A 23373-nucleotide genomic window follows, 5' to 3' on the forward strand; every position below is an offset into this window, starting at 1 on the left:
GCCCATGAATTCCCAAACCGACCTCCCCCCCGCCCAGACCGGCGCCGCGACGCCGCCGGCCGCCGACGATTCGGCCGCCAGTCACGCGCAGTTCGTCGACTGGATGCGCTCCGTCGCGCCCTATATCCACAAGTTCCGCAACAGCACGTTCGTCGTGGGGTTTGGCGGCGAGGTGGTGCAGCAGGGGCTGCTGAACGCGCTCGTGTCCGACATCGCGCTGCTGCAGGCGATGGGCATCCAGATCGTGCTGGTGCACGGCTCGCGCCCGCAGGTCGAGGAGCAGCTGAGCCTGCATGGTGTCGAATCCGAGTTTTCGCACGGCCTGCGCATCACCGATGCGCGCGCGCTCGAATCCGCGAAGGAAGCGGCGGGCGAAGTGCGTCTCGACATCGAGGCCGCGATCAGCCAGGGTCTGCCGAACTCGCCGATGGCGCACGCGCACATCAGCGTCGTGTCGGGCAACTTCGTGACCGCACGGCCGGTGGGGATTCTCGACGGGGTCGATTTCGCGCATACGGGCATCGTGCGCAAGATCGACGCCGAATCGATCCGTCATTCGCTCGCGAGCCGCAAGCTCGTGCTGCTGTCGCCGCTCGGCTTCTCGCCGACCGGTGAAGCATTCAACCTGTCGATGGAAGACGTCGCGTCGGCGGCCGCGATCGCGCTGCGCGCCGACAAGATCATCTTCCTGACCGAGGCGCCCGGCATCGTCGACGACGAAGGCGAGCTGGTGCGCGAAATGTCGCTCGACGCGGCCGCCGAGCTGCTCGATTCCGGCAACGTCCAGGGCGACGACGCATTCTTCCTCAAGCACTCGATTCGCGCGTGCCGCGGCGGCGTGACCCGGGCGCACCTGATCCCGCAGTCGCTCGACGGCAGCATGCTGCTCGAACTGTTCCTGCACGACGGCGTCGGCACGATGATCTCGTACGAGAACCTCGAAAGCCTGCGCGAAGCGACGCCGGACGACGTCGGCGGCATCCTGTCGCTGATCGAGCCGCTCGAGTCGGACGGCACGCTGGTACGCCGCGGCCGCCACCAGATCGAACGCGACATCGACCACTTCTCGGTGATCGAGCACGATGGCGTGCTGTTCGGCTGCGCGGCGCTGTATCCGTACCAGCAGGAGAAGATCGGCGAGATGGCGTGCCTGACGGTCGCGCCGGAAGCGCAAGGCTCGGGCGACGGCGAACGCCTGCTCAAGCGCATCGAGCAGCGCGCCCGCGCGCGCGGCCTCACGCACATCTTCGTGCTCACGACGCGCACCGAGCACTGGTTCCTCAAGCGCGGCTTCGTCAAGGTCAGCGTCGACGACCTGCCGGAAGACCGCCGCAAACTCTATAACTGGCAGCGCAAGTCGCTCGTGCTGATGAAGCAGCTCTGAGCACAGGCACGACTGCCCTCCCCCCAGACCGATTACAGGAGAAGTACACGATGGCTCGAATGATCCAATGCGCGAAGCTCGGCAAGGAAGCCGAAGGCCTCGATTTCCCGCCGCTGCCGGGCGAACTCGGCAAGCGCATTTACGAGAGCGTCTCGAAGGAAGCGTGGCAGGGCTGGCTCAAGCAGCAGACGATGCTGATCAACGAAAACCGCCTGAACATGGCCGACCCGCGTGCGCGGCAGTACCTGATGAAGCAGACGGAAAAGTACTTCTTCGGCGACGGCGCGGACCAGGCGTCCGGCTACGTGCCGCCGACGGAAGGCTGACGACGTGACGCGCGGCGCCGGCAGGCTGCCACGCGATCCGACGAAAAACGGCACCGTGTCACGCACGGTGCCGTTTTTCTTTTCGGGGTGAGCGATCGGCGCGAGTCAGCCCGCCGGCTTCAGCGCGCCGCCTTCGCCCGGCTGTTGCGGGCTCCCGCTCGCGTTTTCGGCGCCTCCGCCTTCGGTGCCCCATTCGGCCGCATCGCTGCGCTCGGCCGTCGACAATTCGTCGGCGCGATACCCGGTGCGATTCAGCAGCGCCAGCATGCAGACGAGCGACACGAGCGCATAAAGCCCCGATGCGACCGCGACGCCGACGATGCTGCCCGTCGCGTTGAGGATCGCCTGCGCGAGCACCGGCGTGCCGCCGCCGACGACCAGCGCACTCAGCTGGTACGCGAGCGACAGGCCGGTGTAACGGATGTTCGCCGGGAACACGCGCGCGAGCACGCCGCCGACCGCGCCGTAGAACATCGCCGACGGAATCGTCGAGATGCACATGCCCGCGACGGCCACCCCGTACGAACGCGTCGCAAGCGCATGAAACATCACGGGCATCAGCACGATTTCCGGAATCAGGATCCAGCACATCGCGCGCCGCATGTCGACCTTCGACACGAACCACGCGCCGACCGGCTGCATCAGGAACTGCACGACCAGCGAGATCGACAGGATGCCGAGGAACGTGCCCTGCGCGTAGCCGAGTTCCTTCGTCGCCCACGACAGCGCGAACGTGCTGCGGAAGTACGTGACGTTGATCACCGGCAGCGTGCCGGCCGCGAGCAGCACGACCACCCAGTGATCGCGCACGACCTCGCGCAGCGGCAGCTTCACCGTGCGCTTGCGCGCGAGCACGCGCTGCATGTCGGCCGACTCCTCGAGTTTCAGCCGGATCACCATGCCGATGATCACGAGCACGGCCGACAGCAGGAACGGAATGCGCCAGCCCCACATCAGGAACGACGGCGTCGGCAGCGCGCTCAGCGCGAAGAACGCGGCCGTGGCCAGCAGGTTGCCGGTGGGCGAGCCCTGCTGCGCGAACGCCGCATACAGGATGCTGCGATGCTTCGGCGCGTTCTCGCTCGCGATCAGCACCGCGCCGCCCCACTCGCCGCCCACCGCGATGCCCTGCAGCACGCGCAGCACGACGAGACCGGCCGGCGCCCAGACGCCGATCTGCGCATAGCCGGGCAGCAGGCCGATGCCGGTCGTCGCGAGCCCCATCATCACCAGCGTGATCACGAGCGCGGTCTTGCGGCCGACGCGATCGCCGAGATGCCCGAACACGATGCCGCCGAGCGGCCGCGCGGCGAAGCCGGCCCAGAACGTGACGAACGCGAGCAGCGTCGCGACGCCCGGGTCCATCGTGCTCGCAAAGAACACCTTGCCGAACACGAGCGCCGCGGCCGTGCCGTAGATGTAGAAGTCGTACCACTCGATCGTGGTGCCGACGAACGCCGCGAAAGCGGCGCGACCGGGCCGCGGCTGCGCGGCGCTAGGGGATTGCGGACGGCTCATCGATGTCTCCGTGTTGTTGATCGGGGGCGCGACTCGCGCGCGCCTTTCCCGGGTGGCCGGCATCGCGCCGCCGGCCGGCGGCGTCGTGTCAGTCGGGTGCCGGGTCCGTTGCCGTTTTCAGCACGCCGGCGTCGAGCAACTGCTGCTGAAGCGCGCGATCGATACCGAGCCGGTCGAGCACTGCACGCGTGTCGCGGCCGAGCGCGGGCGGCGGCGACCGATAGGTCGCCGGCGTGCGCGACAGCTTCACCGGCGACGCGGTACCGCGATACGCGCCGATCTCGACGAACAGGTTCCGGTGCAGCGCATGCGGATCGTGCGCGACGTCGGCCACCGTGCGCACCGGCCCGCACGGCACGCCGGCCGCCATCAGGTCGCGCGCGAGTGGCTCGCACGCGTGCGCGGCGAGCCGCGTTTCCAGCTCTGCCTTCAGCTCGGGCCGGTGCGCGCAGCGGCTGCGGTTGTCGGCGAAGCGCGGATCGCTTGCGAGCGCCGGCGCACCGAGATGCGCGACGAGCCGCGCGAACTGCCGGTCGTTACCGACCGCAAGGAAGATCGGCACGGTCGCCGTGAGGTAGCTGTCGTAGGGCGCGATGTTCGGATGCGCGTTGCCGCTGCGTTCCGGCACGCGCCCCGAACCGAAGAAGTTCGGCAGGTGCGGATGCAGCAGCGACACGCCGCAGTCGTACAGTGCGATGTCGATCGACTGCCCCTGCCCGCTCCGCTCGCGCTCGGCCAGCGCCAGCAGGATGCCGGCGAGCGCGTTGAGCCCCGTGACCATGTCGACGATCGGCAGGCCGATGCGCGTCGCGTCGCCATCGCGTTCGCCGTTCACGCTCATCAGCCCGGCCATCGCCTGGATCACGGCATCATAGCCCGGCAATCCGCCGAGCGGGCCGTCTTCGCCGAAGCCCGTCACCGCGCAGTGGATCAGGCGCGGGAAGCGCGGCTGCAGGTCGCGTGCGTAGTCCATCCCCCAGCGTGAAAGCGTGCCGGGTTTGAAGTTCTCGACGAGCACGTCGGCCTCTTCGAGCAGGCGCCACAGGATCGCGCGCCCTTCGTCGCGCGACAGGTCGAGCGCGAGCCCCTCCTTGTTGCGGTTGACGCCCATGAAATACCAGGCCGTATCGCCGAGGAACGGCGGCCCCCAGCCGCGCGTTTCGTCGCCGGCAGGCGGCTCGATCTTGACCACGGTCGCGCCGTGATCGGCGAGCGCCTGCGTGCAGTACGGCCCGCCGAGCACACGGCTCAGGTCGACGACTTTCAGGCCGTCCAGCGCGCCGCGGGTCGCGTTCGTCGTGCTCATCGCTCGACCTCCGGCAGCAGGTCGAGCGCCGTGTCGAGTGCGACCGGCAGGCCACGCAGCAACGCGTCGGACGCGGCCGATTCGTCGTCGCCCGACACCGGCGCGAACGGATCGACCGGCAGCAGCTTGTGGCGCACGATCAGGTGCGCAAGCGCGAGGCGCCTGAAATCCGGCGCGAGCCGCGCGCCCTCGCAGGCCATCAGCACGGCCGCGCTCGCGTAATACAACGCGGACGCGGCCTGCCGCACGCGCGCGTCGTCGCCTTCCGCCGCAACCCGCGCAAGCGCATCGCATGCGCGCCCGAGCACCCGCCGCAGCGCCGTGCGGCTCGCATCGGGCAGCGGCGCCGCACCCAGACGATCGCCAAGGAACGTGCGCAACGCATCGAGCGCATGCTCGCGCTGGGCCGCCCGCGCGACGTCGAGCGCGACGATGTTGCTCGTGCCTTCCCAGATCGAACCGAGATGCGCATCGCGCACGAGCCGCGCGTCGCTCCATTCCTCGATGTAGCCGGTGCCGCCGCGCACTTCCATCGCATCGCCCGTCACGCGACGCGCGTCGCGGCATGCGCGGAACTTGATCAGCGGCGTCAGGATCCGCACGCAGCGCGCGGCCTGCTCGTCACCGGCGTCGGCCTGCGGCAGCAGCAACGCAATCTGCATGAACATCGCGCGCGCCGCCTCGGCCGGCAGCAGCATCTTCATCAACTGGCGCTGCATCAGCGGCATCGAGATCAACTTGCGGCCGAACGCCTCGCGATGCGCGGCGACGTGCAGCGCCTCGTTCAGCGCGCGCCGCATCAGCCCCGCCGCGCGCACGCCGTTCGACAGCCGCGACATGTTGATCATGTCGGCCATCTGGTGAAAACCGCGGCCGATCTCGCCGATCAGCCAGGCCTGCGCACCTTCGAGCGCGATCTCGCCGCTCGCCATCGACCGGCTGCCGAGCTTGTCCTTCAGGCGCACGATCCGGTAGCGGTTGCGCGTGCCGTCCGGCAGCGTCTTCGGCAGCAGGAACAGCGCGAGGCCCTTGATGCCGTCCGGCGCACCGTCGGGCCGCGCAAGCACCATCGCGAGATCGGCGTCCGCGTTCGAGCAGAACCACTTGTCGCCGGTCAGGCGCCAGACGGTCTCGCCGCGCGCATCCGTCTCGCACGTCGCACGCGTCGCGATGCGCGCGACGTCGGAGCCGGCCGCCTGCTCGGTCATGAACATCGCGCCCTGGTACAGCGTGTCGAAATCACGCGACGCGAGCATCGGCAGGTAGCGCGCGACGAGCGCCGGATCGCCAAAGCGGCGCAGCGTGCGCGTCAGCGAATCGGTCATGCTGACCGGGCAGCACAGCCCGAATTCCGCCTGTACGAACAGGAACGTCAGCGCGTACTTGACGAGCGGCGGCACGGTTTCGGACCCGTGGCTGAGCGACGCGAGCCCGAGCTCCGCATAGGCGACGCGCTCGAGCGCGACATACGCGGGATCCTTGTCGATCCGCTGCACGGCCTCGCCGCGCCGGTTGCGATGCTCGAGCACGGGCGGATGCTTGTCCGCGCGCGACGCCCATTCGTCGAGTTCGCCCGACACGCGCGTACCGAGCGCGCGCAGCCGCGGTTCGAGTTCGGCATAGTTCGCGTCGCCGAGATGCAGCTTCAGCAACGCGCCGAGATCGGGATCGGCGGTAAAGAAATCGATCCCCCGGCTGTCGGGGATGTTGGATGCGCCGGCGTCCGGCGTGCGAGCGGTGTCGTTCATGCGTGCGTCTCCTGGGTTGCCTGCACGTCGGCTGGAGGCGCCGCTGCGGCGCCCGGCCAGTCCCGCGCAAAGCCTTCCGCAGAGCGTAGGCGCGCGATCGATAAGCGTCCAATACAGGATTTATCCGGTACGATAGATATCGCTTATCGATGCCGACGCCGGGAGGAGACATCGTGGAACTGAGGCAGTTGCGCTACTTCGTCGCGGTCGCCGAGGAGCTGCATTTCGGGCGCGCGGCGAAGCGCCTGTTCATCTCGCAGCCGGCGCTGAGTTTCGACATCCGCAAGTTCGAGGACGCGCTCGGCGTGCAGCTTTTCTCGCGCACCAACAAGACCGTCGCGCTGACCAACGCGGGCGAGGTACTGCTCGGCGAAGCCCGCCGGCTGCTGCTGCAGGCCGCCGAGGCTGAGCGCCTGACGGTGCGCTCCGCGTCGGGCCTCGCGGGCCGGCTGCGGATCGGCTTCGTTCATTCGATGCTGTATCGCGGGCTGCCCGACGCCGTGCGGCGCTTCGAGGCCGACTATCCGGGCGTCGAGGTCGTGCTGAGCGAGATGAACACGCACGCGCAGGTGCAGGCGATCCAGCGCGGCCAGATCGATCTCGGCTATGCGCACTGGGGCCACTTCCCGCCCGAGGTCGAGTCGGTGCCGGTCTATGCCGAGCCGTTCGTGTGCTGCCTGCCGGCCACGCATCCGCTCGCGCGGCGCAAACAAGTCGCGCTCGCCGCGCTCGCGGCGGAACCGTTCATCCTGTTTCCGCGCGAAGCCGCGCCGCACTATCACGACCTGATCATCGCGCAGTGCGTGAACGCGGGATTCAGTCCGCTGATCCGCCATGAGGCGCGGCTGTGGCAGACGATCCTGTCGATGGTCGAGTTCGGGATGGGCATCGCGTTGGTGCCACGCGTGCTGCAGCAGGCGAAAAGCGACCGCCTCGCGTTCCTGCCGCTGAAGGATGCGTCGCTCGAATCGCGCACGCTCGCGCTGAAACGCAGCGGCGCCGCCGAACCAGTTGCGCTGCGCTTTGCCGACTACGTGCGTGCGTCGATCGACGCGCTGCCCGCGCTCGCGGGGTGAGCCGGCGGACGCCGGACAGGTTCTTGCGCGTACCTGAAAAAAATTTGCAGAAAGGGCTTTACGAACCCCAAAAGCTCTGACATAATTTCAGCTTCTTTGGGCGGTTAGCTCAGCGGTAGAGCACTGCCTTCACACGGCAGGGGTCACTGGTTCGATCCCAGTACCGCCCACCAAAGATTCGAAGGGCCGGCAATCGCCGGCCCTTCTTGCTTTCCGGGTCAGCACTTGGCGAATTGTTCGTTAAGTGTCCTCTCGCCCAACCGGATTGTTGGCACATTCTTGTCACACTTCTTCTTCGAGGTGTCTGGTGCCAACCATTCGCAAACGCGGCGACTTCCAATTCCAAGCGATCGTCCGTCGCCAGGGCTTTCCCCCGCACTCCAAGACCTTTACTACCCGGAAAGATGCCGAGGCCTGGGCGGCCCGCATCGAATCGGAGATGCTTGCCGGTTCATTCTCAGACCTCACCGAAGCAAAGCGGACGTCCTTCGGCGATCTGCTTGCCAGGTATGGGCGCGAAATTTCGCCCCAGAAAAAAGGCGGCGCACTCGAACAACTTCGGATCCGAAAGCTCTTAGCCGACCCGATCGCGCAACTGAAGGTGTCTGCGCTCAGTGGCGTCACGTTAGCTCATTACCGCGATAGACGCCTCTCTGGTAGCTCGACGCAGAAAGCCGTCTCCGGATCGACCGTCAACCGGGAATTGACGCTACTGAGTCACGTTATAAGCGTGGCCAGCAAAGAATGGGGAATCCACGTCCCAATCAATCCCGTTTCCATGATCCGCCGGCCAAAGGAAAACCGAGCCCGAACCCGTCGGCTGTCGCGCGAAGAAGAACAGCGACTGCTCGCAGAATTGGCACCCAGTCCACGCGACGAAAGCGGCCGCTTTGAACGCGGCGGCAGCCGAAACGACTGGGTAAGACCGATTGTCATCATCGCGGTCGAGACCGCGATGCGGCGAAGCGAGATCCTGTCACTGCGCTGGCCAGATGTGTTTCTGAAGGATCAGTACGTCCGGCTGCACGATACGAAGAACGGTGAATCGAGGGACGTCCCACTATCGAGCCGCGCTGTTGCCACGTTGTCCGCCCTACCTCGCCACACCACCGACCGTGTTTTCCCTATCTCCGTCGACGCGCTGAAGAAAGCGTTTGTGCGCGCTTGCGATCGCGCTCAGTTGAACGACCTTCACTTCCATGATCTTCGTCGCGAGGCCACCACACGCATGGCTGATCTTGTGGGCAGCGTCCTGGACCTGGCCGCAATCACCGGACACCGCACCCTCAACGTACTGCACCGGGTCTACTACAAGCCGCGCGCCAGTGATTTGGCGCGAAAACTGGGCTGATCGCATCAAAAGCGGCGCGCCGGCCGGCTGCTACCGGCCAGCACGCCTGACCACAACCGATCTGATAGGAGATCGATCATGGCTGCTGCCATTGTCGCCGCTCGTCGGCACCCTCTGCAAACGCTCTCGATGAACAGTGACCTCGCGTTTGTGCTCGAGCTTGAAGACCCGCTGCTCATGACCGAGGAGCGACTCCAGTATTTGTTACAGGCGTCCAGAATAGGCGAAAACGTCAAGCCCGCAGTGTGGGGTTACCTCGTGGCCCTACTCGATCAGAAAATCTACGGGAGGCGCGCATGAAAGTCCACATTGCGTTCGTCATGCTGGTCGCTGCGTCACCGCTGACAGTGGCCCAGACGTCGCCGTCCGACCCACTCGCCGTCGAGCCGCCCGGTACGCCTCCAGACATCGTGGCTGTCTGGGAGCAGTACTACAACGAGCAGACCATGGAGGTGCAGGTCGTCAACGGCATCTGCGTGGAAACTCCCATGACACGGCGACAGTGGCTGACGCTGCATCGCGCGAGGTAATCAATGAGCCCCAACCACTTGCTGGACACAACCACGCGGCCGGCACACGGCATGCACCAAACATGCTGCGCACGAAGGAAAGGCCTGCTCACCAGAATGCTGATCGGCTCTCGCGGTCGGCAACGGGGATATTACGACCTGTTGTCGCTCGGCATTGGAGCAAGCATAGCAATCGCGTTCGCGACCGTTGGCCTGTGGCAGAAGCGCGAAGAGATGCTGTCACAGCAAATGGCCGCGCAAGGCGATGTACTTGCCGAAATCGGCAACAGCATTAACGGCAAATACCTGTCCATCTACTACTCGAATCTGGTCAATGGCACAGCCATTCCCGGCGTTGCGAACGAGTACGCACCGACGATGGCTGAGCTTGAAGCAATCAATGTCATCCCCGCCGGCTATTCAACGACGAGCGTGTATGGGGCTCCGTACGTCATATCCCTTGCGAAAACTCCTGCCGGGTGCGTCGCCCCCCGTTGTGACATCGCAGGCATGGTGTATATCGACGGCGCCCTTACTGATCCCTCGACCGGCCGCCCATTGACTCTCGATGACGGGGCGGCCGCGATCGGTGGTGACGGCGGCTATTCCGATATCGTGACGCCCGACATCATTGCGGGCCCAGATGGCGCCTGGTCACTGCCAAATCCGAAAGGCAACGTCGCAGGTGTACTTGCGATGCGTGTCGGTTACGGGTCGAGCGGATGGTCCGCCTTTGTTCGTCGGGATGGTTCGCTTCCGATGGAAGGCGACCTGAACTTCAAAGGCACGACCGGAACGCTGCACAACATCACCAACGGGAACTCGATTACGTCCCAGAGCCTGCAGACTCTCGCGGACGGTGCGTTCGGTGCGCCGTCCGTGTCTTTGGCCAATGGCAAAGTGATCGCCTTCAACCAAGTTCCGGAGGGCGGAGTGCTCGGCCTCGTAGGTGCCAATGGCCAAGCCGTTTATTTGCAGAGTTCCAACGGCAGATTCCGTCTGGTAAACAGCTCGTGGAACGGAGAGCTGTTTTCCGTTGATCAGGCAGGCAACGTGATTGCCAACGGGAACGTACAGATCAACGGCAACACTACGATGGGTGCCAACACCCAAATCTACAACCCCGGCACTCAGTACATTGAGACAGGCGGCGGCAACCTGTACCTGAAGCCATGGAACAGCTCGGGAGCGACGATTGTCGGCGGCGGTGGCGGAAGCGGCCAACTGATCACAACGGGGCGGTTTACCTCGAACGAATATATCCAGCCGAACGGCTGGGCGGCACCGGGTGGAGCCTGTTCTCCCAACGGGTTGATCGCCAATTCTGGAACCGGCCCACTGTTTTGCCAATCCGGTGTCTGGATAACGGCGGGCGACGGCGTGGCTTGGAGATGCGTTCAATACGATTCGTTCTGGGCTTCAGGCATCTTGCAAAACCACTACTTCAACGTCTTCAACTCCCCTTCCGATGTTTCGGGCGGCAGCGAGGGCAATGGGTGGGTCACTGTTTGCCGACAAAGCTAGAAGCGATGCCATGAAACGCAACCTCCGTCATTTCACACACGTGATCGCGGCCATTCCCGGTGCGATCCGCCGTCGCCGAGCACGGGGCCGCCTGACCCGCGAGCAACTCAAAGACGCGTGCCTGATCGTCCAGATCTGCGTACTCGTGCATTGCTTCGCGCTCGCCTCTTTATGGTGGGCGCGCAGCCACGACGGTGAGGCCGGAAGCTGGATGAATTGGGTCGGTGTCGCGATGGCCACCGCGTGGGTCGTCTATTTCTGGGGATTCCTCTTGAAACAGGCGCACATAGCGGCCGAGAACGCAGTCAAGCGAGAGATCCAACGATGAGCACCACATCGAAGAAAACATTGACCGGTCGCCGCTTGGCTCGGACCGGAATGTGCTACGACGATGCCATTTCGCACAGCCGAAGCAAGCAAGCCGCCGTCGCACTGGCGATCTTGCTTGCTTCGGCAACGTCGTTTGCACAGTCGCCCGTGTCCATGGGGGACATTCAAAACGCAGCGAACCGCGGCGGCGACAAGTCCATGTCGTTGCTGGAACTCGTCTACGGGTCCGTGGTACACAACCCGCTCGCAGCCGGCGGTGGATCGGGCGGCATGATCGCGCAACTGTTCCTGATAGTGAACGCGTGCATGCTCGCTGTCGGTGCGATATGGGCCATGTATCACTTTGGCTCCGCAATGATCGCAACCGGGCAGGATGGCGAGTTCATGGGACAAAAAAAATCCTCGCCGTGGTTCATCATACGCATGAGTGTCGGCTTCGCCGGCCTCGTTCCTGTCTTCGGCGGTTACTGTGGCGCGCAGATGGCGATGCTCTGGGGAACGATGCTCGGCGTGGGAATTGCGAACCTGTCGCTCGACGCTGCGGTGTCCGTGCTCAACAGCGGCGGATCGATGATCGCAACGCCAGCCTCGCCGCAGGCGACCACACTCGCGAAGGCTCTCTTTGAAGCGAACCTCTGCGCGCAAGCAGCTAACACGGCGATAGCCAACATGCCGAACGAAAGCGGCGTGTCTGTTGATGCAGGCGAAAATTTCAACGCGATCACGACGAGCAACAAGGTCGTGCTCATGAACCAGCGAGGGCTTTCGTGCGGCGGAGCGGAGATCAACATTACGCAACCGCCGACACTACCGTCGTATGACGGTATGGCCGTCTATTCGCTTGACCCCGGATCGATCTACTCGCAGATGCTTGGCGCGCACCAGAGCGCGCTGACCACGCTTCAGTCCACGTTGTCGTCCGCTGCGCAGGCTTACGTGTCGTCCGTGAATGGGCAGGCTCAGCCGGCAGATCCTCAGAACACGATCAATCGGGCCGCGCTCCAGTACGAGAAGACCGTTTCAGATGCGATCTCGAATTCCTCGAACGCGATCAACGGATTGGCAAGCGTAATACAGTCGAACCTGCAACGCGACGGCTGGATCATGATGGGGGCGTGGTATCAAACTTTTGCTCAGGCGAACTCGCAGGTAACGAGCCTCGCCAACGCGACGGCCGCCGCGGTACCAGGTACCGATCCCGACTACATGCCCTACCCGCAGCTATACCGAAGAGTAAGTGCGGCGTATTTGCAGCAAAACCAGCAGGATGCGTCGGTGTCCACTGCACAAAATGCCAACGGTATGTTCGGAAGCGGCGTTAGCGGCCTGACGGATGCGAAGAGCATTCTTGGGAAGATCTTCAACGGCCAGGGCATAGTGAAATGGGCGGTCAACCTCAACTCCGGCCAAGGCCCTGGAGGCACGACCAATCCACTGATCGGCATGAAGAATCTGGGCGACTATATCCTTGACGCCGGTTGGGTCGGTCTCGCCGGGTATGCAGCGTTGGAAGGGATAGCTGAGGCGAAGGAGACCACTGCAGGCAAGATCGCGTCGGCCGCTGCCGATGTCGCCACCTTGGGCATGTCCGATGTCATTGCAGGTGCAGCGAAAGGGATTCTAAAAGCGCTCGCGCCGTTCGTGGTTATCACGATCATCTCGCTATTCTTCTTCGGCGCGATGCTGTCGATCTACATCCCGATGCTTCCGTTCATCATTTGGTTCAGCGGCGTCGTGTCCTGGTACGCCGTCGTCGGGGAATCGATGGTCGCTTCGCCGTTATGGGCGATGACACACCTTGATGGCGAAGGTGAAGGGTTGGGACAACGACCTACACATGGCTACATCTTTCTGCTGAACGTCATGTTCCGACCGGTCTTCATGGAAATCGGTTTCGTCCTAGCGGGAGCGGGCATTGTGGTGCTCGGGACGCTGCTCAACTCGATGTTCGGTGTTGCCATGCAAAACGCCCAATACGACTCCACGACAGGCCTCGTGAGCATCATTGGCTACATCGTTCTCTACGTCGGTATGTGCCAAACGCTATGCAACAGCACGTTCAGCTTGATACACATCGTGCCTGACCAGGTGTTCTCATGGGTAGGCGGTCAGATGGCGTCGCGCATGCCGGAATTAGAGGATCGTGTGAATCGCCTGTTCGGCGCGGGTATCGGGCATGGCGGCAACACCGGTCGGAGCCAAGTTCCCTCTGTACTCGGGCGCGGAGATGGAGACCCGCCGAGGTCTATCGGTCCATCAGGGGTCGTGGGCCGAGACTTAGGCTGATTGAGAGCCGGTTTGAAAGCGCCTTTTCGTATGCGCTACGCGGCGCGACGATTGCCAGAGATCACAGCATCGAACTGCTCATCAAACAGCCGTTGTCGGTTATGTTGAGCCGTCAAAAAATGGGAGGGGTCAGCCTTGGCCAGTTCACGAATTGCGATTTCCTTGAGCACTTTGTGACCGGCAAGGTTGGCCTGGGCAACCAAAAGTTGCTGTTCAAGTTTTTTCGCATACGACTTCCAGTCTGCCGCATTCCGCTCGGCAGCAAACGCTCTGCCAAGCGCAGCTCCGTTGTCGCTCATTCTCCGCCCTCCTTTGAGTTTGCTTCGCGCTTCAATATATCGGTAACGCATCGCCCCTCGCAAGAGCCGTTTTTGCGCGATGCGTCTGCACCGACAATACGCCCGGCGTTTCGATCGACATACGCGGGCTGGATACCTTTCATTTCCAGTTCGCGCACAGACTTCGCGATAGCAGCGTTTGCGCGCGCCAGAAACTCGGGGCTTGTCATGAAACGACCTAGCTTGTCAGCGGACATCGCGTGCTCTCCTTTGCTGTGAGCATACGCCGACTGGCGGGCCCTCGAAAGGGCACTTTCACCGCATGTTTCGCTCAGGCGCGACCAAATAACCTCACGAGTGTCGCGCAGGCGGCTGGACATCCTTTCCATACAGCGACGGTCATCCTATGAGCACCAAGGCATCAATCAAATATCACCACGGCGAGGCCGGAGAGCCGTCCTGGCATCTTTATGCGGAAGCGTTCGAGAAAGACGACGTCGTCTATCTCGAACTGGAAGGTGTGCTGGCCGACGTAGTAATGATCGACAGCGCATGGACAAAGGCGGGCACGGTGGTTCTGCGCTTGCCAACCACCACGGCCAAGCAGCTTGGGCTGCTGCCGGCTGGCGATCCGGCAAACACGTGTAATCAGTCTATCCACCCATAGCGATCTTCTCGACGGCAGGTCCCTTGCTCGCCGCGAGGCGATTAGCGCGACCAGATAACCTCGCCTCCTCTGCCGTCAGCCGGGTTACGCGTCGGCACGTGTAGTAGTCCCTGTGAGTCGGCTTGGCCAGACGTTGCAACTGGTGACTACGTACAACGTCATGTTTATGACGATGGTGCGCCGTAGTCTGACATAAGCGCTATTATGTCTGGCTGCAGTTACTAGCGCTCGGGCCTGTTTTCACATTCGTGTGAAACCGTCGCAATAAGGCGCGTCAGCCACTTTTCTGCCGGCGATGTCGCCGGAATCTGCGTGAAACGTTGCTCGAGCTCGACTTGGCCGCGCCAAACCAATCACAATCATTCGCCCGCATGGGGAGCTGCTCATGTACTTGGGAATCGATCGGCAGTCTGGTCTCGTGTATGAAGGTCTGGGTGGTGCTGAGCTGCCGGCTGTGCCAACGCCCAACGTAACTCAAGCCAAGCTGATCGAGGCACCCAGCGATTGGGACAACCTGCCCTCTGGATTGACCTCGTCTCCGTTCTCCTGGATCTTCCGCGAAGATACCTTCGACGCAGTTTCGCGCACACGGCGCGGAAGGCTATATGAACCGATGGGTCATACACAACCGAGCTCGCAGCGCGTGGCGCCACATCCCTACGAAGACCCGCTAACACGTGCCTTCGGGCAAGGGGGGCGACTGCACAAGGATCTCTACATGTATACGACATGTAGCTCACTGCTATCCAAACCTCAGAAAGGGATGGGCTCGACCCTCGCGCTCGGAACACCCCGTGCTGCATCGGCATGGCGGATTGTTCAGACCGAAGTCTTAGCAAGCGGCTGCACCATGGTGACCCTCAAGTCACTGTCCGCCTTCGGTATTCTTCCCACCATCGACGGGGAAAAGGTTCCACCAGAATTCAAAGAATCGATTGCCCAAGCGATGGCTCGTGCGCTCGATTCCGCGTTTCGCGAAACGCCTATCTCTGTCGTAGACCATTGTCGCAATGCGCTTACGATCGTATTGTCGCGATGGCTGGTCGCAAACGGTCACGAACGCGACGTTCTCGCGAAGGATCTCCGGGACGTCGCCTTAGCAGTTGCAAAACCGCCCTACAAGAAGGAGTGTGTCAGTTGGCAGGCTCTGCTCGTCGCGCGACTTCACGTCCGCGGAAAAGGCAACGAGGTCCACTCACGCAGTCTGAGAGAGCCCATTGAGGAGGATGCGGAAGCCGCACTCCACGCGCTAGGTTTCGCTCTCCGTGATCTCGGCTGGGCAGCATGAAGACATCTGGAGCCTCACCATAGCTAGCTCGCCGAAAGCCTGCGGATAATTTGTCGCGACCGCGAACGTCTACATTGCAAAATAGTTTTCTCGGTGCGCCAGCCAGATCGCGCGCCCGAGCCATGCCGCGGTTCGCGAAGCCTTTCTAAAAGGACACCACACGCAACTCGGTCAGCAAGCCAGTCTTGCGCAGAAAGTCATCTCCTACAAGCATCGGCTTATATGCCATCCCCTTGAGCTCACCGGCGTAGCGAGTGATGGCTCCGCCGAGCATTTCCGGCCTTTTCTGCACCACTCCCATCGTAGTGGGCAGCGACATGTCAACGATTTCCATGCTCGGAAGTGTCAGCCAAGCATGCAGCTTGACTGTACCGCCTACGTAGCCAGTGCGTAGCATCTCGGCAATAAACGCCTCGTCAAAACGAAACATGCCCTCCTCTGTTTCGTCATCGATCCAACCAATCGTAAAGAAGACAGAACAACCAAGCCATGCGTTGAGCGCGGGTAACAATCGATAGTGGATAGCCATGCACTGTCCCACGACGTCTTCGAAATCGAGTTCACCCAGAGCATCCCTTACCACAAAGGGAAAGCGTGTGAGATTGTCCGCGTCAAACCATCTCTGTTTACTACTCACCGTAAATGCTGGAGGGACCAGACCGAAGCCCTTTGTCCTCTCTATTGCTGCCAGAAATTCTTGCTCGTACGTCATTTGCACTCCGCTCGCATGATTCAGCAACATTGGATACTATTGTTATCGGCAACCTGAAGGCCAACTTGATATCGGAAGCAGGGTTGGAGCGCCTCGATTGGGCAGCGAGTTGTACCTCCTCCCTCCGGCACTCGATCGGCCTCAGCAGTCCGAGGTCCGGAGTCGGCCGCGCAAAACAACGACGTTAATGGGGAAAGCCTTGTACGACCAATCATTTAGCTACTCTGCCGTCCGCAGTGTGCTGCGGAAGAGCGACTTCTCTACGCGAAAATATCTACGCAACCCGACTGAAAAAGATAAGGCTATTCGCGAGGCAATCCAGGCCGCATCATCAAACTTCAGCAATGCAAATCCGCTGACATTCATTCTATCCGGCGGAAAAAAGATTAATCGCATCGCCGAATTTAATGACCTCCTGGTGGTTCGAAAGATAAATCAGAATCTGCGATTTCATGCAAAAACATCGTTTCCGAGCAGAGCAATAATCACCTCAAACGTTCGCCCCATTTTAAGCGAGGGGGTTCCATACAAAGTATATCGCCTCGACATAAAATCTTTTTTTGAGTCATTCACGGATCAGCAAATATCATCCTGCCTCAATAAAATACCTCTCTTAGGCACACGAACCGTTGACCTAATCCATCACATTTTGACTCAAAATGGAACCGGCCTACCCCGTGGCCTATCCATCAGCTCCACGATTTCAGAGATGCTGATGGTCGACTTCGATCACAAAATACGCTCGCTACCACAGGTTTTCTATTATGCGCGCTTTGTCGATGACATTTTAATAGTAACCAGCGCAACAGAATCAGAAAAAGACTTCCTCGCGCTAATAGAGGAATTGCTTTATCCACACACTCTAAATCCACGAAAGCTCGAGAAACCGCCCGCACTCGCCTCTGTGAAACCCATAGACAAATCCAAAACGCCGGCCACTCAAAGCAGCTTACTAACGATCGAGTATTTGGGCTACAATTTCTCAGTCTTTGACCCCTGGCTCGACAAGGGAATAAAGAACAGCAATCACTTCCGTGATGTTCGCGTAGACATTGCAGAAGCAAAGGTCAAAAAGATAAAGACAAGAATTGTTGCATCATTGCGCAGCTACTGTAGCAATCTGAATTTTGATTTACTCGCGTCACGATTAAAGTTCCTTACCTGCAATTTCAGCGTCATCGATAAAAATCGCGATCAAAAACGATTGGCAGGCATCTACTACAACTATCATATGGTTACGCCTTCCGATAGCGATGCGCTCGTTGAGCTTGACAAATTTCTGCGCGCGGCAATTTTATCAGCACGCGGCTCAGTGTTCTCCGACTTCTTCTCAAAAACCACAAAATCGCAACGCAGGCAACTATTAAGAATTAGCTTTTCAAAAAATTTCCACAAGGAAGCGTTCGTCTACACCTCGCCAAAGATTCTCAATCAAATTCAAGAGTGCTGGTCGTATGCCTAACACCACAACCCGAAAGATAAAGCGCTCTGATTATGAGCGAGTTCTTGTTACCGAGACACTCCCCAACGAGGTCCCGATTATCGTTTCAAACGACGGTTTATACAAAAACAGCAAGTCTCTCGATACAGCCTCCATCATCTCCAAATTTATTTTTGAATATTTGGTGATTGGAATTGGCCGCCCCAAAGGCGCTGCGTACACGATCCCGTACTCGTACAAAATCAGGAAAAGCACCGACAGCTTTCGAAACCTGAGCCTCCCCCACCCCATTTCTCAGTGGGAGATGAAGAAATTTTATGAAAAGAATGACAAGCTGATTTGCCATTTTTGTGGAATAAGCCCCTGCACACTAAGAGCCCCCAAAAAAATTGCAAGCTCATATTTTTACAGCAATCCGCTGGAAAACCTAAATAAATTCAAACATTCGCCAGTTGAGGAAGAGAATCTCGATGAGCTGATGCGCTATAGCTCGTCGTACTTCAGCTACCAAGGATATGACAGACTATACAAATTTTTCAGATCAAGTCTTTTCTTGAAGCTCGAGAAAGATTTTCAGATATTAAAAACCCTCGACGTAACAAAATGCTTTGAGAGCATCTACACACATTCTATTTCGTGGGCAACAAAGGAAAAAACGTTTACGAAACATAATGTCGGCACTGGCTCGACGTTCGGGCAATCGTTCGACTCCCTGATGCAGCGATCCAACTACAATGAGACAAATGGAATTCTCATCGGCCCGGAGATCTCTCGAATATTTGCGGAGGTAATTTTCCAAAAAATCGATTGCAATGCGATTGAGAGCATCCGTGGAAAATACAAACTGCGACTTGGCCAGGAGTATGCGATCTTCAGATACGTTGACGACGTATATATTTTCGCCAAAACTGAAGACATCGCAACGAAAGCACTCGAGATATACACGGACGAGCTAGCCAAATTCAATTTGCACGCAAACAAACTGAAAGAAAAATACTATAAACGCCCATTTTTCACACAAAAATCGAGAGTGATCAAGGGCATCAATGCGATCATCAACGGGTTCATCGATAAATTCCTAGAGCGCCCATCTCCCGACACTCCCTCACTGATCCCCAAGGAAATATTTTTCCCGAACCGGTTAATCCGAAGCTTTATCGACGAGATCAAACTCGTCTGCTCGACGGAAAATCTACCTTACGATGAGATCTCCCCTTATGTCATCTCTTCTCTTTACAATAGAGCTCGATGGCTCATAAATTTAGACGCCGATAAAATAAGCGACAACAACTCTAGCAACATCAAAGATGCCTGCGTTGTTCTCATCGAGTTAATATTCTTCTTCTATGCCGTCGCGCCGACAGTGAGCGCGTCCTACAAATTGTGCTCGGCGATAATATTCGTGTCAAGGTTTGCAGAAACGACAATCAAGGTCCACGAGCATACTGTTAAACAAAGAATATTTGAGTTGTCGCTCGAGCTACTGTCAGGCGATATTGCAGCACTCCAAGCAGGGGTAGACAGATTCGTCTTACTCGAAGCTATTAATGTTCTACTGGCAACTCGTGATCTCGGGCCTGATTACCTTATGCCTGAGGCGATAATTGAAAAACTATGCAACACTGACGCCTCTTACTTTCACTTAGTCAGCTATCTTTTTTACATAAAGGATCACAGTCGATACGCCGCACTAAGATTACGAGTTATCGGCGCCATTGATGCCGCCCTTTCTAAGCTTGACGACGTTCACGTCGATTCGGAAAAAGCGTGCCTTTTGCTCGACGCTCTTGCCTGTCGCTTTATTCCTGAAAAGCAGAAGAAAAAATGGGTCGCCGGTTTATGCGCGGCGGCATCAAAGCCTCGACCGTCCACCGCCGACTTCGATGCCTTTTTTCTCGAAACAAACAATCGGCATTGGTTTGTCAATTGGGATCAGGTCGATCTGCTAAGCGCCCTTGAGAAGAAGGAGTTGAAGCGCGCGTATTGATCTGCTAGCATCTCAGCGGGGATAGTCGATATGCTCTCCACAGAGCTGTTCGAGTAATACTGTCATACGCCTCGGGCGCGATTGATGTTGGCCTTACAGCCTATCGGATTGAGCAAACGGGGCGAGCGTTGCTGTTCGGGCGCACACACTTAGAGATGAGGCTATTCCCACCCATCAATTGCCGCCACCGGCGAACCGCAAGCGTGATACTTACGTGGTAACCGGTCGCGATGTTGCTGCCAGCACCACTTGACGCACGCCTGTCGTCCATCCTGATCTGTCCGTGATGTTTAGCCGCGCCACGCCCAGCAGACGCATGGCCGCCTACCGGTGCCCAACTTTTCACTTCGCCTCCATCTGAACCAATTCAGGATGATTCGATGGCTCCTCCGCTACGCGGAGTCCAGCACGTCATCGTTCTTCGCTCAAACCCTGCACGTTGGACCGTGATGCTCACGGCCCAGGCAGAAGCAGCAATGCGTTGGCACGAAACCTCGGGCACGAGCATGGTTGTGATCCAGTCGGTCGCGCACGCAGCTCTACCGGACCTCGACCTTTTCGCGCTCCCAGGGCGCACTGGGTTGAACGGCACGCGGGCGCGGTCGCACCGGCTAGCGCTCCTCTCGCGGCCTGCGTGCACAGGCGAAGGGCCCCCCCCTCTGTTGCAGATACTGCGACCGAATCTACGAGGGTTGTCTGGTGGCCGCCTTGGCAGTCCGCCTTTCGTTTCCAGACGCCTACCCGAATTCTTCCTCTTGGACCATGGGGTGATTTGGTCGCGCGCACGGACGCGTCGAAAACGACGCAATATCGACGCAAGGACATGAACGCGACCTGCCCTCCTCGTCCGACGCATCGAAAACGACGCACTTTTGCGTCATGCCGGTTTCATTGTGCGTCGTTTCGCACTTGCCTTTTTGAATCGGGCAAGGCGATCGACTTTCGGCGAGTGCTTGATCGGACGTGCGGCGCTCACAAAGGGGGCTTTAACGCGCCCGACACGGCCTTTTCGTCCGTGGGCAGCATGTCCGTAAGAGCCTATTGAGTAATCACTCAGGTGACCCATGAATTTGGCAGCGTCCTCAAGGGTTATGTCGTCGTCAGACGTAGCGGCTTTCAAATCTGACGCCACTTGATGACGGAAACAGTACGGACTGATTCGCGTCCGCAACTTTGGGAATGCGCTTCTGCCGAGGGCCACTACGCTGTTGTACAAGTAATCTTTGTTATGCGTGATCGTGTGCTTGCCATCCCCGTTCACGGCGTTTCGGCCCACCAAGGCATGCAGAAAGAGCAATGCTGGGTTGGCGTTGGCGTCTATGCTAAACCCGATGTGCCTCGTCGGTTGGCCGCGCTGTCGGCCACCCGCGTCTATGCATTTCGCGCCCTTGATCTTCACTGCAAGTCGACTGGGCCCAGCGATAAGATCGATGCCCTGCTCAAGTTCGGCTGGCCGGCATCCAGTGATCCAGAGCACAGCAAGCGCAGGCATTAGCTGCGGCCGTGATTGCTGCCATTCCGGTGTCGATGCCGTCGCCCATACGGTTTCGCGCCAGTCTGGCGGAAGCAGCCTAAGTGCAGATTTCTTCGCCTTTCCCATCGTTCACGTCTCAATCGAATTTCTGACCACGTTTTGATTTCGGTGTTTGCCGAGGCCAGTGCGGTGAGATTTCGGCTAACCGATATCGACCTAACACCACCCCCGAGTCGCTACGCGCCTCGACCCCTGAGGGGTTGGGGCTCGTGCTGTTTCAGCCACAACTCGCCATGTCTCCGCATGTCGTTGTTGTGGCTGAAACAGCACGAGCCCCCTCTTGTCCGACATGCCGTCCGGACAAGAGACCGACACGATTTCGGCACGTTGGAAATCAGGATCAGTATGTGTTCAGTTGAGAAGAATTCGCACGAATCGTGGCCTCCGCGGTTGGGTCCCGTGCGTGCCGTTCGCTGCCCACAACCCGATGTTGTGCTGCTTCTATCGTCGTTCCCGCGCCCGCCCGTGGACGGCTGCACTGCCCACACCACGAGGGTATGGACAGCGCCGGCTCGTTGGCCGGCGTTCCGCAGCCGACCACCGGCTCCCCGCGACGCTTTGCCTTCGGCCTGACGCGCCCCAATGGGGCTTGCCCTAGCGATAACGACAATCCGACCGCAGCCCCATCCCTGCAAGCTATAGCGATTGGTGATCCAATCACGCACCTTGCGAGCACCGCGAGCCCGGATCGAGCCGCACGGGGACCCGCGCCGTAGGCGTGGGGAGAGCGGCGGCCCGGAGGGACGATCCGGCTGAGCGCTAATTCGACCGGCGAGGGGGCCCTCAAGGCGCGAAGCGCCGTTTCCGCCCCCGCTTGCGGGGGCGCGTTCAAAACATACACACGCGGGCATGCTGGTATCTCCTCGTTGGCATATTGGGGCGAGTCCGCAGAACGCCCCCAAGGCTCCCGACTTGTCCACAAGGGGCCGAGGTAGAAAAAAGGTAGAAGAAAGGTAGAGGGCGAAAGCGCGTCGGAAAATCCAATCGCAACAATGGGTTGCAAACGTGGTGTGCGACGTAACCCCGAAAAAGCGCGATGTAACCCCGATGAGCCACGACGTAACCCCGACGATGAAGCGATGTAACCCCGATGGTTTTCATAGCCTTGTCCACACCGTCTGAGGGCGCCCCTTCGTGCTCGTCTCGATCCGACCGCCGACGATAATTTCTAAGCGCTCAAGCTCGCGCATGGCGCGATCAAGCGCGTCAACAAAATCACGCATCCTCCCTGTGTATTCCAGCTTGCGTTTTAGCCACTCCACGGGGTTCCTTTGCACCGAGTCATTGGACGTGGCAACAAGCCGTTGAAGCGCCTTCGCCATATCCTGTCTCGGCCCGAACCGCAGCCGCTTATCCCAATCGATCAAAGCGAACTCGCGATTCTCGAACATCAACCGCCAACGTGGATCGACTCGCAGCGTGTACGATTCGGTTTCTTCGTCGTAGTCGAATCCATCAATCAGATGCAAAGCGCGCTTCTTGCCGATCTCGTATTTCGGTCTGCCGTCTTTTGTCACGTCGATCACGAGCATGGCGAACGTCAGCGCCTCGAATGTGCGAAGTAGCCATTTGTACTCGTAGTTCCCAACGTGTCGCCCGATGGAGCGCAGGAACCGGGCGCGCTTGACAATCACTGGGGCGCCTAACTGGTGGCTGCTCGCCTCGTGGATTGCCTGCATCCAAACGTCAGCCTGCGCCTCGTCCAACTGTTCACCCCAAAACTTGATGACGGCGTCGGCACGGCTGACGAGCACGGCGTCCTTGAGTATCTTTTTGCGACCTCGTGCCACGGGTGCGAACAGACTAGACCGGGCAATATGATTCGGCATCGCGCGCATGAATTCGTCTATGCCTGGCAGGAAAAGCTGCGTCGGCCCCTCCTGCGCACGTCGCACCTCTGTACGCGCCAGCGCCTCCGCCTCACGTTGCCGAAGGAGGTCGAGCGTGCTGATCGGCACACAACGGTCCGCGCGGGGCGTATTGCCAAATTCATCGGCGAGGAGCGGCTCAGCCATAGTCGGCGATCAAGACTGCGGCGCACGACCAAGTCGCGCCATTTCTTCCGCCTTTGTCGGCCGACCGCGCCGCGTGGGTCTAGCGGTTGCATT

At 59.9% G+C, this 23373-nt stretch carries 20 protein-coding genes and 1 tRNA gene; 14 read left to right on the plus strand and 7 right to left on the minus strand.

Annotated features, from left to right (window positions below):
* Window positions 1-4 precede the first annotated feature (4 nt).
* Together argA and OHZ10_RS11685 are read left to right on the plus strand one after the other, a co-directional pair.
* Window positions 5-1384, plus strand: a complete 1380-nt coding sequence (gene argA, locus OHZ10_RS11680) for an amino-acid N-acetyltransferase (RefSeq protein ID WP_014896599.1) — start codon at window positions 5-7, stop codon at window positions 1382-1384.
* A 50-nt stretch (window positions 1385-1434) separates the two neighbouring features.
* Window positions 1435-1710, plus strand: coding sequence for an oxidative damage protection protein (locus OHZ10_RS11685; RefSeq protein ID WP_006478357.1), 276 nt, complete (start codon window positions 1435-1437; stop codon window positions 1708-1710).
* 105 nt (window positions 1711-1815) lie between these two features.
* On the opposite strand, the gene OHZ10_RS11690 is transcribed toward OHZ10_RS11685, so the two are convergent.
* From OHZ10_RS11690 to OHZ10_RS11700, 3 genes are all read right to left on the minus strand, one after another.
* A complete protein-coding gene (locus OHZ10_RS11690; RefSeq protein ID WP_342702520.1) occupies window positions 1816-3228 on the minus strand; it encodes an MFS transporter in 1413 nt (470 codons plus the stop codon).
* 88 nt (window positions 3229-3316) lie between these two features.
* Window positions 3317-4534 carry a CaiB/BaiF CoA transferase family protein gene (locus OHZ10_RS11695; RefSeq protein ID WP_256085067.1) on the minus strand — a complete coding sequence of 406 codons (1218 nt, stop codon included), beginning with the start codon at window positions 4532-4534 and terminating at the stop codon, window positions 3317-3319.
* Entirely contained in the window at window positions 4531-6282 is a 1752-nt protein-coding gene (locus OHZ10_RS11700; protein WP_342702521.1) for an acyl-CoA dehydrogenase family protein, read from the minus strand. Before OHZ10_RS11700 ends, OHZ10_RS11695 begins: the two co-directional genes overlap by 4 nt.
* 173 nt (window positions 6283-6455) lie before the next feature.
* On the opposite strand from OHZ10_RS11700, the gene OHZ10_RS11705 reads away from it, so the two are divergent.
* The 8 genes from OHZ10_RS11705 (at window position 6456) to OHZ10_RS11740 (ending at window position 13358) form a co-directional block, all read left to right on the plus strand.
* A complete protein-coding gene (locus tag OHZ10_RS11705) occupies window positions 6456-7358 on the plus strand; it encodes a LysR family transcriptional regulator (protein ID WP_342702522.1) in 903 nt (300 codons plus the stop codon).
* A gap of 98 nt (window positions 7359-7456) precedes the next feature.
* A tRNA-Val gene (locus tag OHZ10_RS11710) sits at window positions 7457-7531 on the plus strand.
* A gap of 134 nt (window positions 7532-7665) precedes the next feature.
* Window positions 7666-8709 (plus strand): site-specific integrase, encoded by a 1044-nt coding sequence (locus tag OHZ10_RS11715; RefSeq protein ID WP_342702523.1) that lies wholly within the window; start codon window positions 7666-7668, stop codon window positions 8707-8709.
* Between the two features lie 78 nt (window positions 8710-8787).
* Entirely contained in the window at window positions 8788-9009 is a 222-nt protein-coding gene (locus tag OHZ10_RS11720; RefSeq protein WP_342702524.1) for a hypothetical protein, read from the plus strand.
* On the plus strand, window positions 9006-9239 hold the full coding sequence (locus tag OHZ10_RS11725) for a hypothetical protein (protein ID WP_175784135.1): 234 nt from the start codon (window positions 9006-9008) through the stop codon (window positions 9237-9239). Before OHZ10_RS11720 ends, OHZ10_RS11725 begins: the two co-directional genes overlap by 4 nt.
* Window positions 9240-9335: 96 nt before the next feature.
* Complete coding sequence (locus OHZ10_RS11730; protein ID WP_342702526.1) at window positions 9336-10742, plus strand: hypothetical protein; 1407 nt, start codon at window positions 9336-9338, stop codon at window positions 10740-10742.
* Between the two features lie 10 nt (window positions 10743-10752).
* Window positions 10753-11070 (plus strand): hypothetical protein, encoded by a 318-nt coding sequence (locus OHZ10_RS11735; RefSeq protein ID WP_342702528.1) that lies wholly within the window; start codon window positions 10753-10755, stop codon window positions 11068-11070.
* Window positions 11067-13358, plus strand: coding sequence for a DotA/TraY family protein (locus tag OHZ10_RS11740; RefSeq protein WP_342702530.1), 2292 nt, complete (start codon window positions 11067-11069; stop codon window positions 13356-13358). Before OHZ10_RS11735 ends, OHZ10_RS11740 begins: the two co-directional genes overlap by 4 nt.
* A gap of 35 nt (window positions 13359-13393) precedes the next feature.
* Here OHZ10_RS11740 and OHZ10_RS11745 read toward each other — a convergent pair whose 3' ends face one another.
* Together OHZ10_RS11745 and OHZ10_RS11750 are read right to left on the minus strand one after the other, a co-directional pair.
* Window positions 13394-13657 carry a hypothetical protein gene (locus OHZ10_RS11745; RefSeq protein WP_041493856.1) on the minus strand — a complete coding sequence of 88 codons (264 nt, stop codon included), beginning with the start codon at window positions 13655-13657 and terminating at the stop codon, window positions 13394-13396.
* Window positions 13654-13893, minus strand: a complete 240-nt coding sequence (locus OHZ10_RS11750) for a hypothetical protein (RefSeq protein ID WP_080422238.1) — start codon at window positions 13891-13893, stop codon at window positions 13654-13656. The genes OHZ10_RS11745 and OHZ10_RS11750 overlap by 4 nt, the downstream gene beginning before the upstream one ends.
* 149 nt (window positions 13894-14042) lie before the next feature.
* Between OHZ10_RS11750 and OHZ10_RS11755 the strand changes: the two genes are divergently transcribed.
* Together OHZ10_RS11755 and OHZ10_RS11760 are read left to right on the plus strand one after the other, a co-directional pair.
* Complete coding sequence (locus OHZ10_RS11755; protein ID WP_342702533.1) at window positions 14043-14303, plus strand: hypothetical protein; 261 nt, start codon at window positions 14043-14045, stop codon at window positions 14301-14303.
* 385 nt (window positions 14304-14688) lie between these two features.
* Window positions 14689-15591 (plus strand): hypothetical protein, encoded by a 903-nt coding sequence (locus OHZ10_RS11760; RefSeq protein ID WP_342702534.1) that lies wholly within the window; start codon window positions 14689-14691, stop codon window positions 15589-15591.
* A gap of 145 nt (window positions 15592-15736) precedes the next feature.
* On the opposite strand, the gene OHZ10_RS11765 is transcribed toward OHZ10_RS11760, so the two are convergent.
* Window positions 15737-16303, minus strand: a complete 567-nt coding sequence (locus OHZ10_RS11765; RefSeq protein WP_175784141.1) for a hypothetical protein — start codon at window positions 16301-16303, stop codon at window positions 15737-15739.
* A gap of 97 nt (window positions 16304-16400) precedes the next feature.
* On the opposite strand from OHZ10_RS11765, the gene drt3a reads away from it, so the two are divergent.
* Complete coding sequence (gene drt3a / locus OHZ10_RS11770; RefSeq protein WP_342702537.1) at window positions 16401-17765, plus strand: antiviral reverse transcriptase Drt3a; 1365 nt, start codon at window positions 16401-16403, stop codon at window positions 17763-17765.
* Complete coding sequence (gene drt3b, locus OHZ10_RS11775; protein ID WP_342702539.1) at window positions 17758-19731, plus strand: antiviral reverse transcriptase Drt3b; 1974 nt, start codon at window positions 17758-17760, stop codon at window positions 19729-19731. The genes drt3a and drt3b overlap by 8 nt, the downstream gene beginning before the upstream one ends.
* A gap of 2631 nt (window positions 19732-22362) precedes the next feature.
* On the opposite strand, the gene OHZ10_RS11780 is transcribed toward drt3b, so the two are convergent.
* Complete coding sequence (locus OHZ10_RS11780) at window positions 22363-23280, minus strand: plasmid-related transcriptional repressor protein (RefSeq protein WP_342702541.1); 918 nt, start codon at window positions 23278-23280, stop codon at window positions 22363-22365.
* Window positions 23281-23373 lie beyond the last annotated feature (93 nt).

It is taken from the genome of Burkholderia arboris, from assembly GCF_038723655.1.
Taxonomy (GTDB): Bacteria; Pseudomonadota; Gammaproteobacteria; order Burkholderiales; family Burkholderiaceae; genus Burkholderia; species Burkholderia arboris.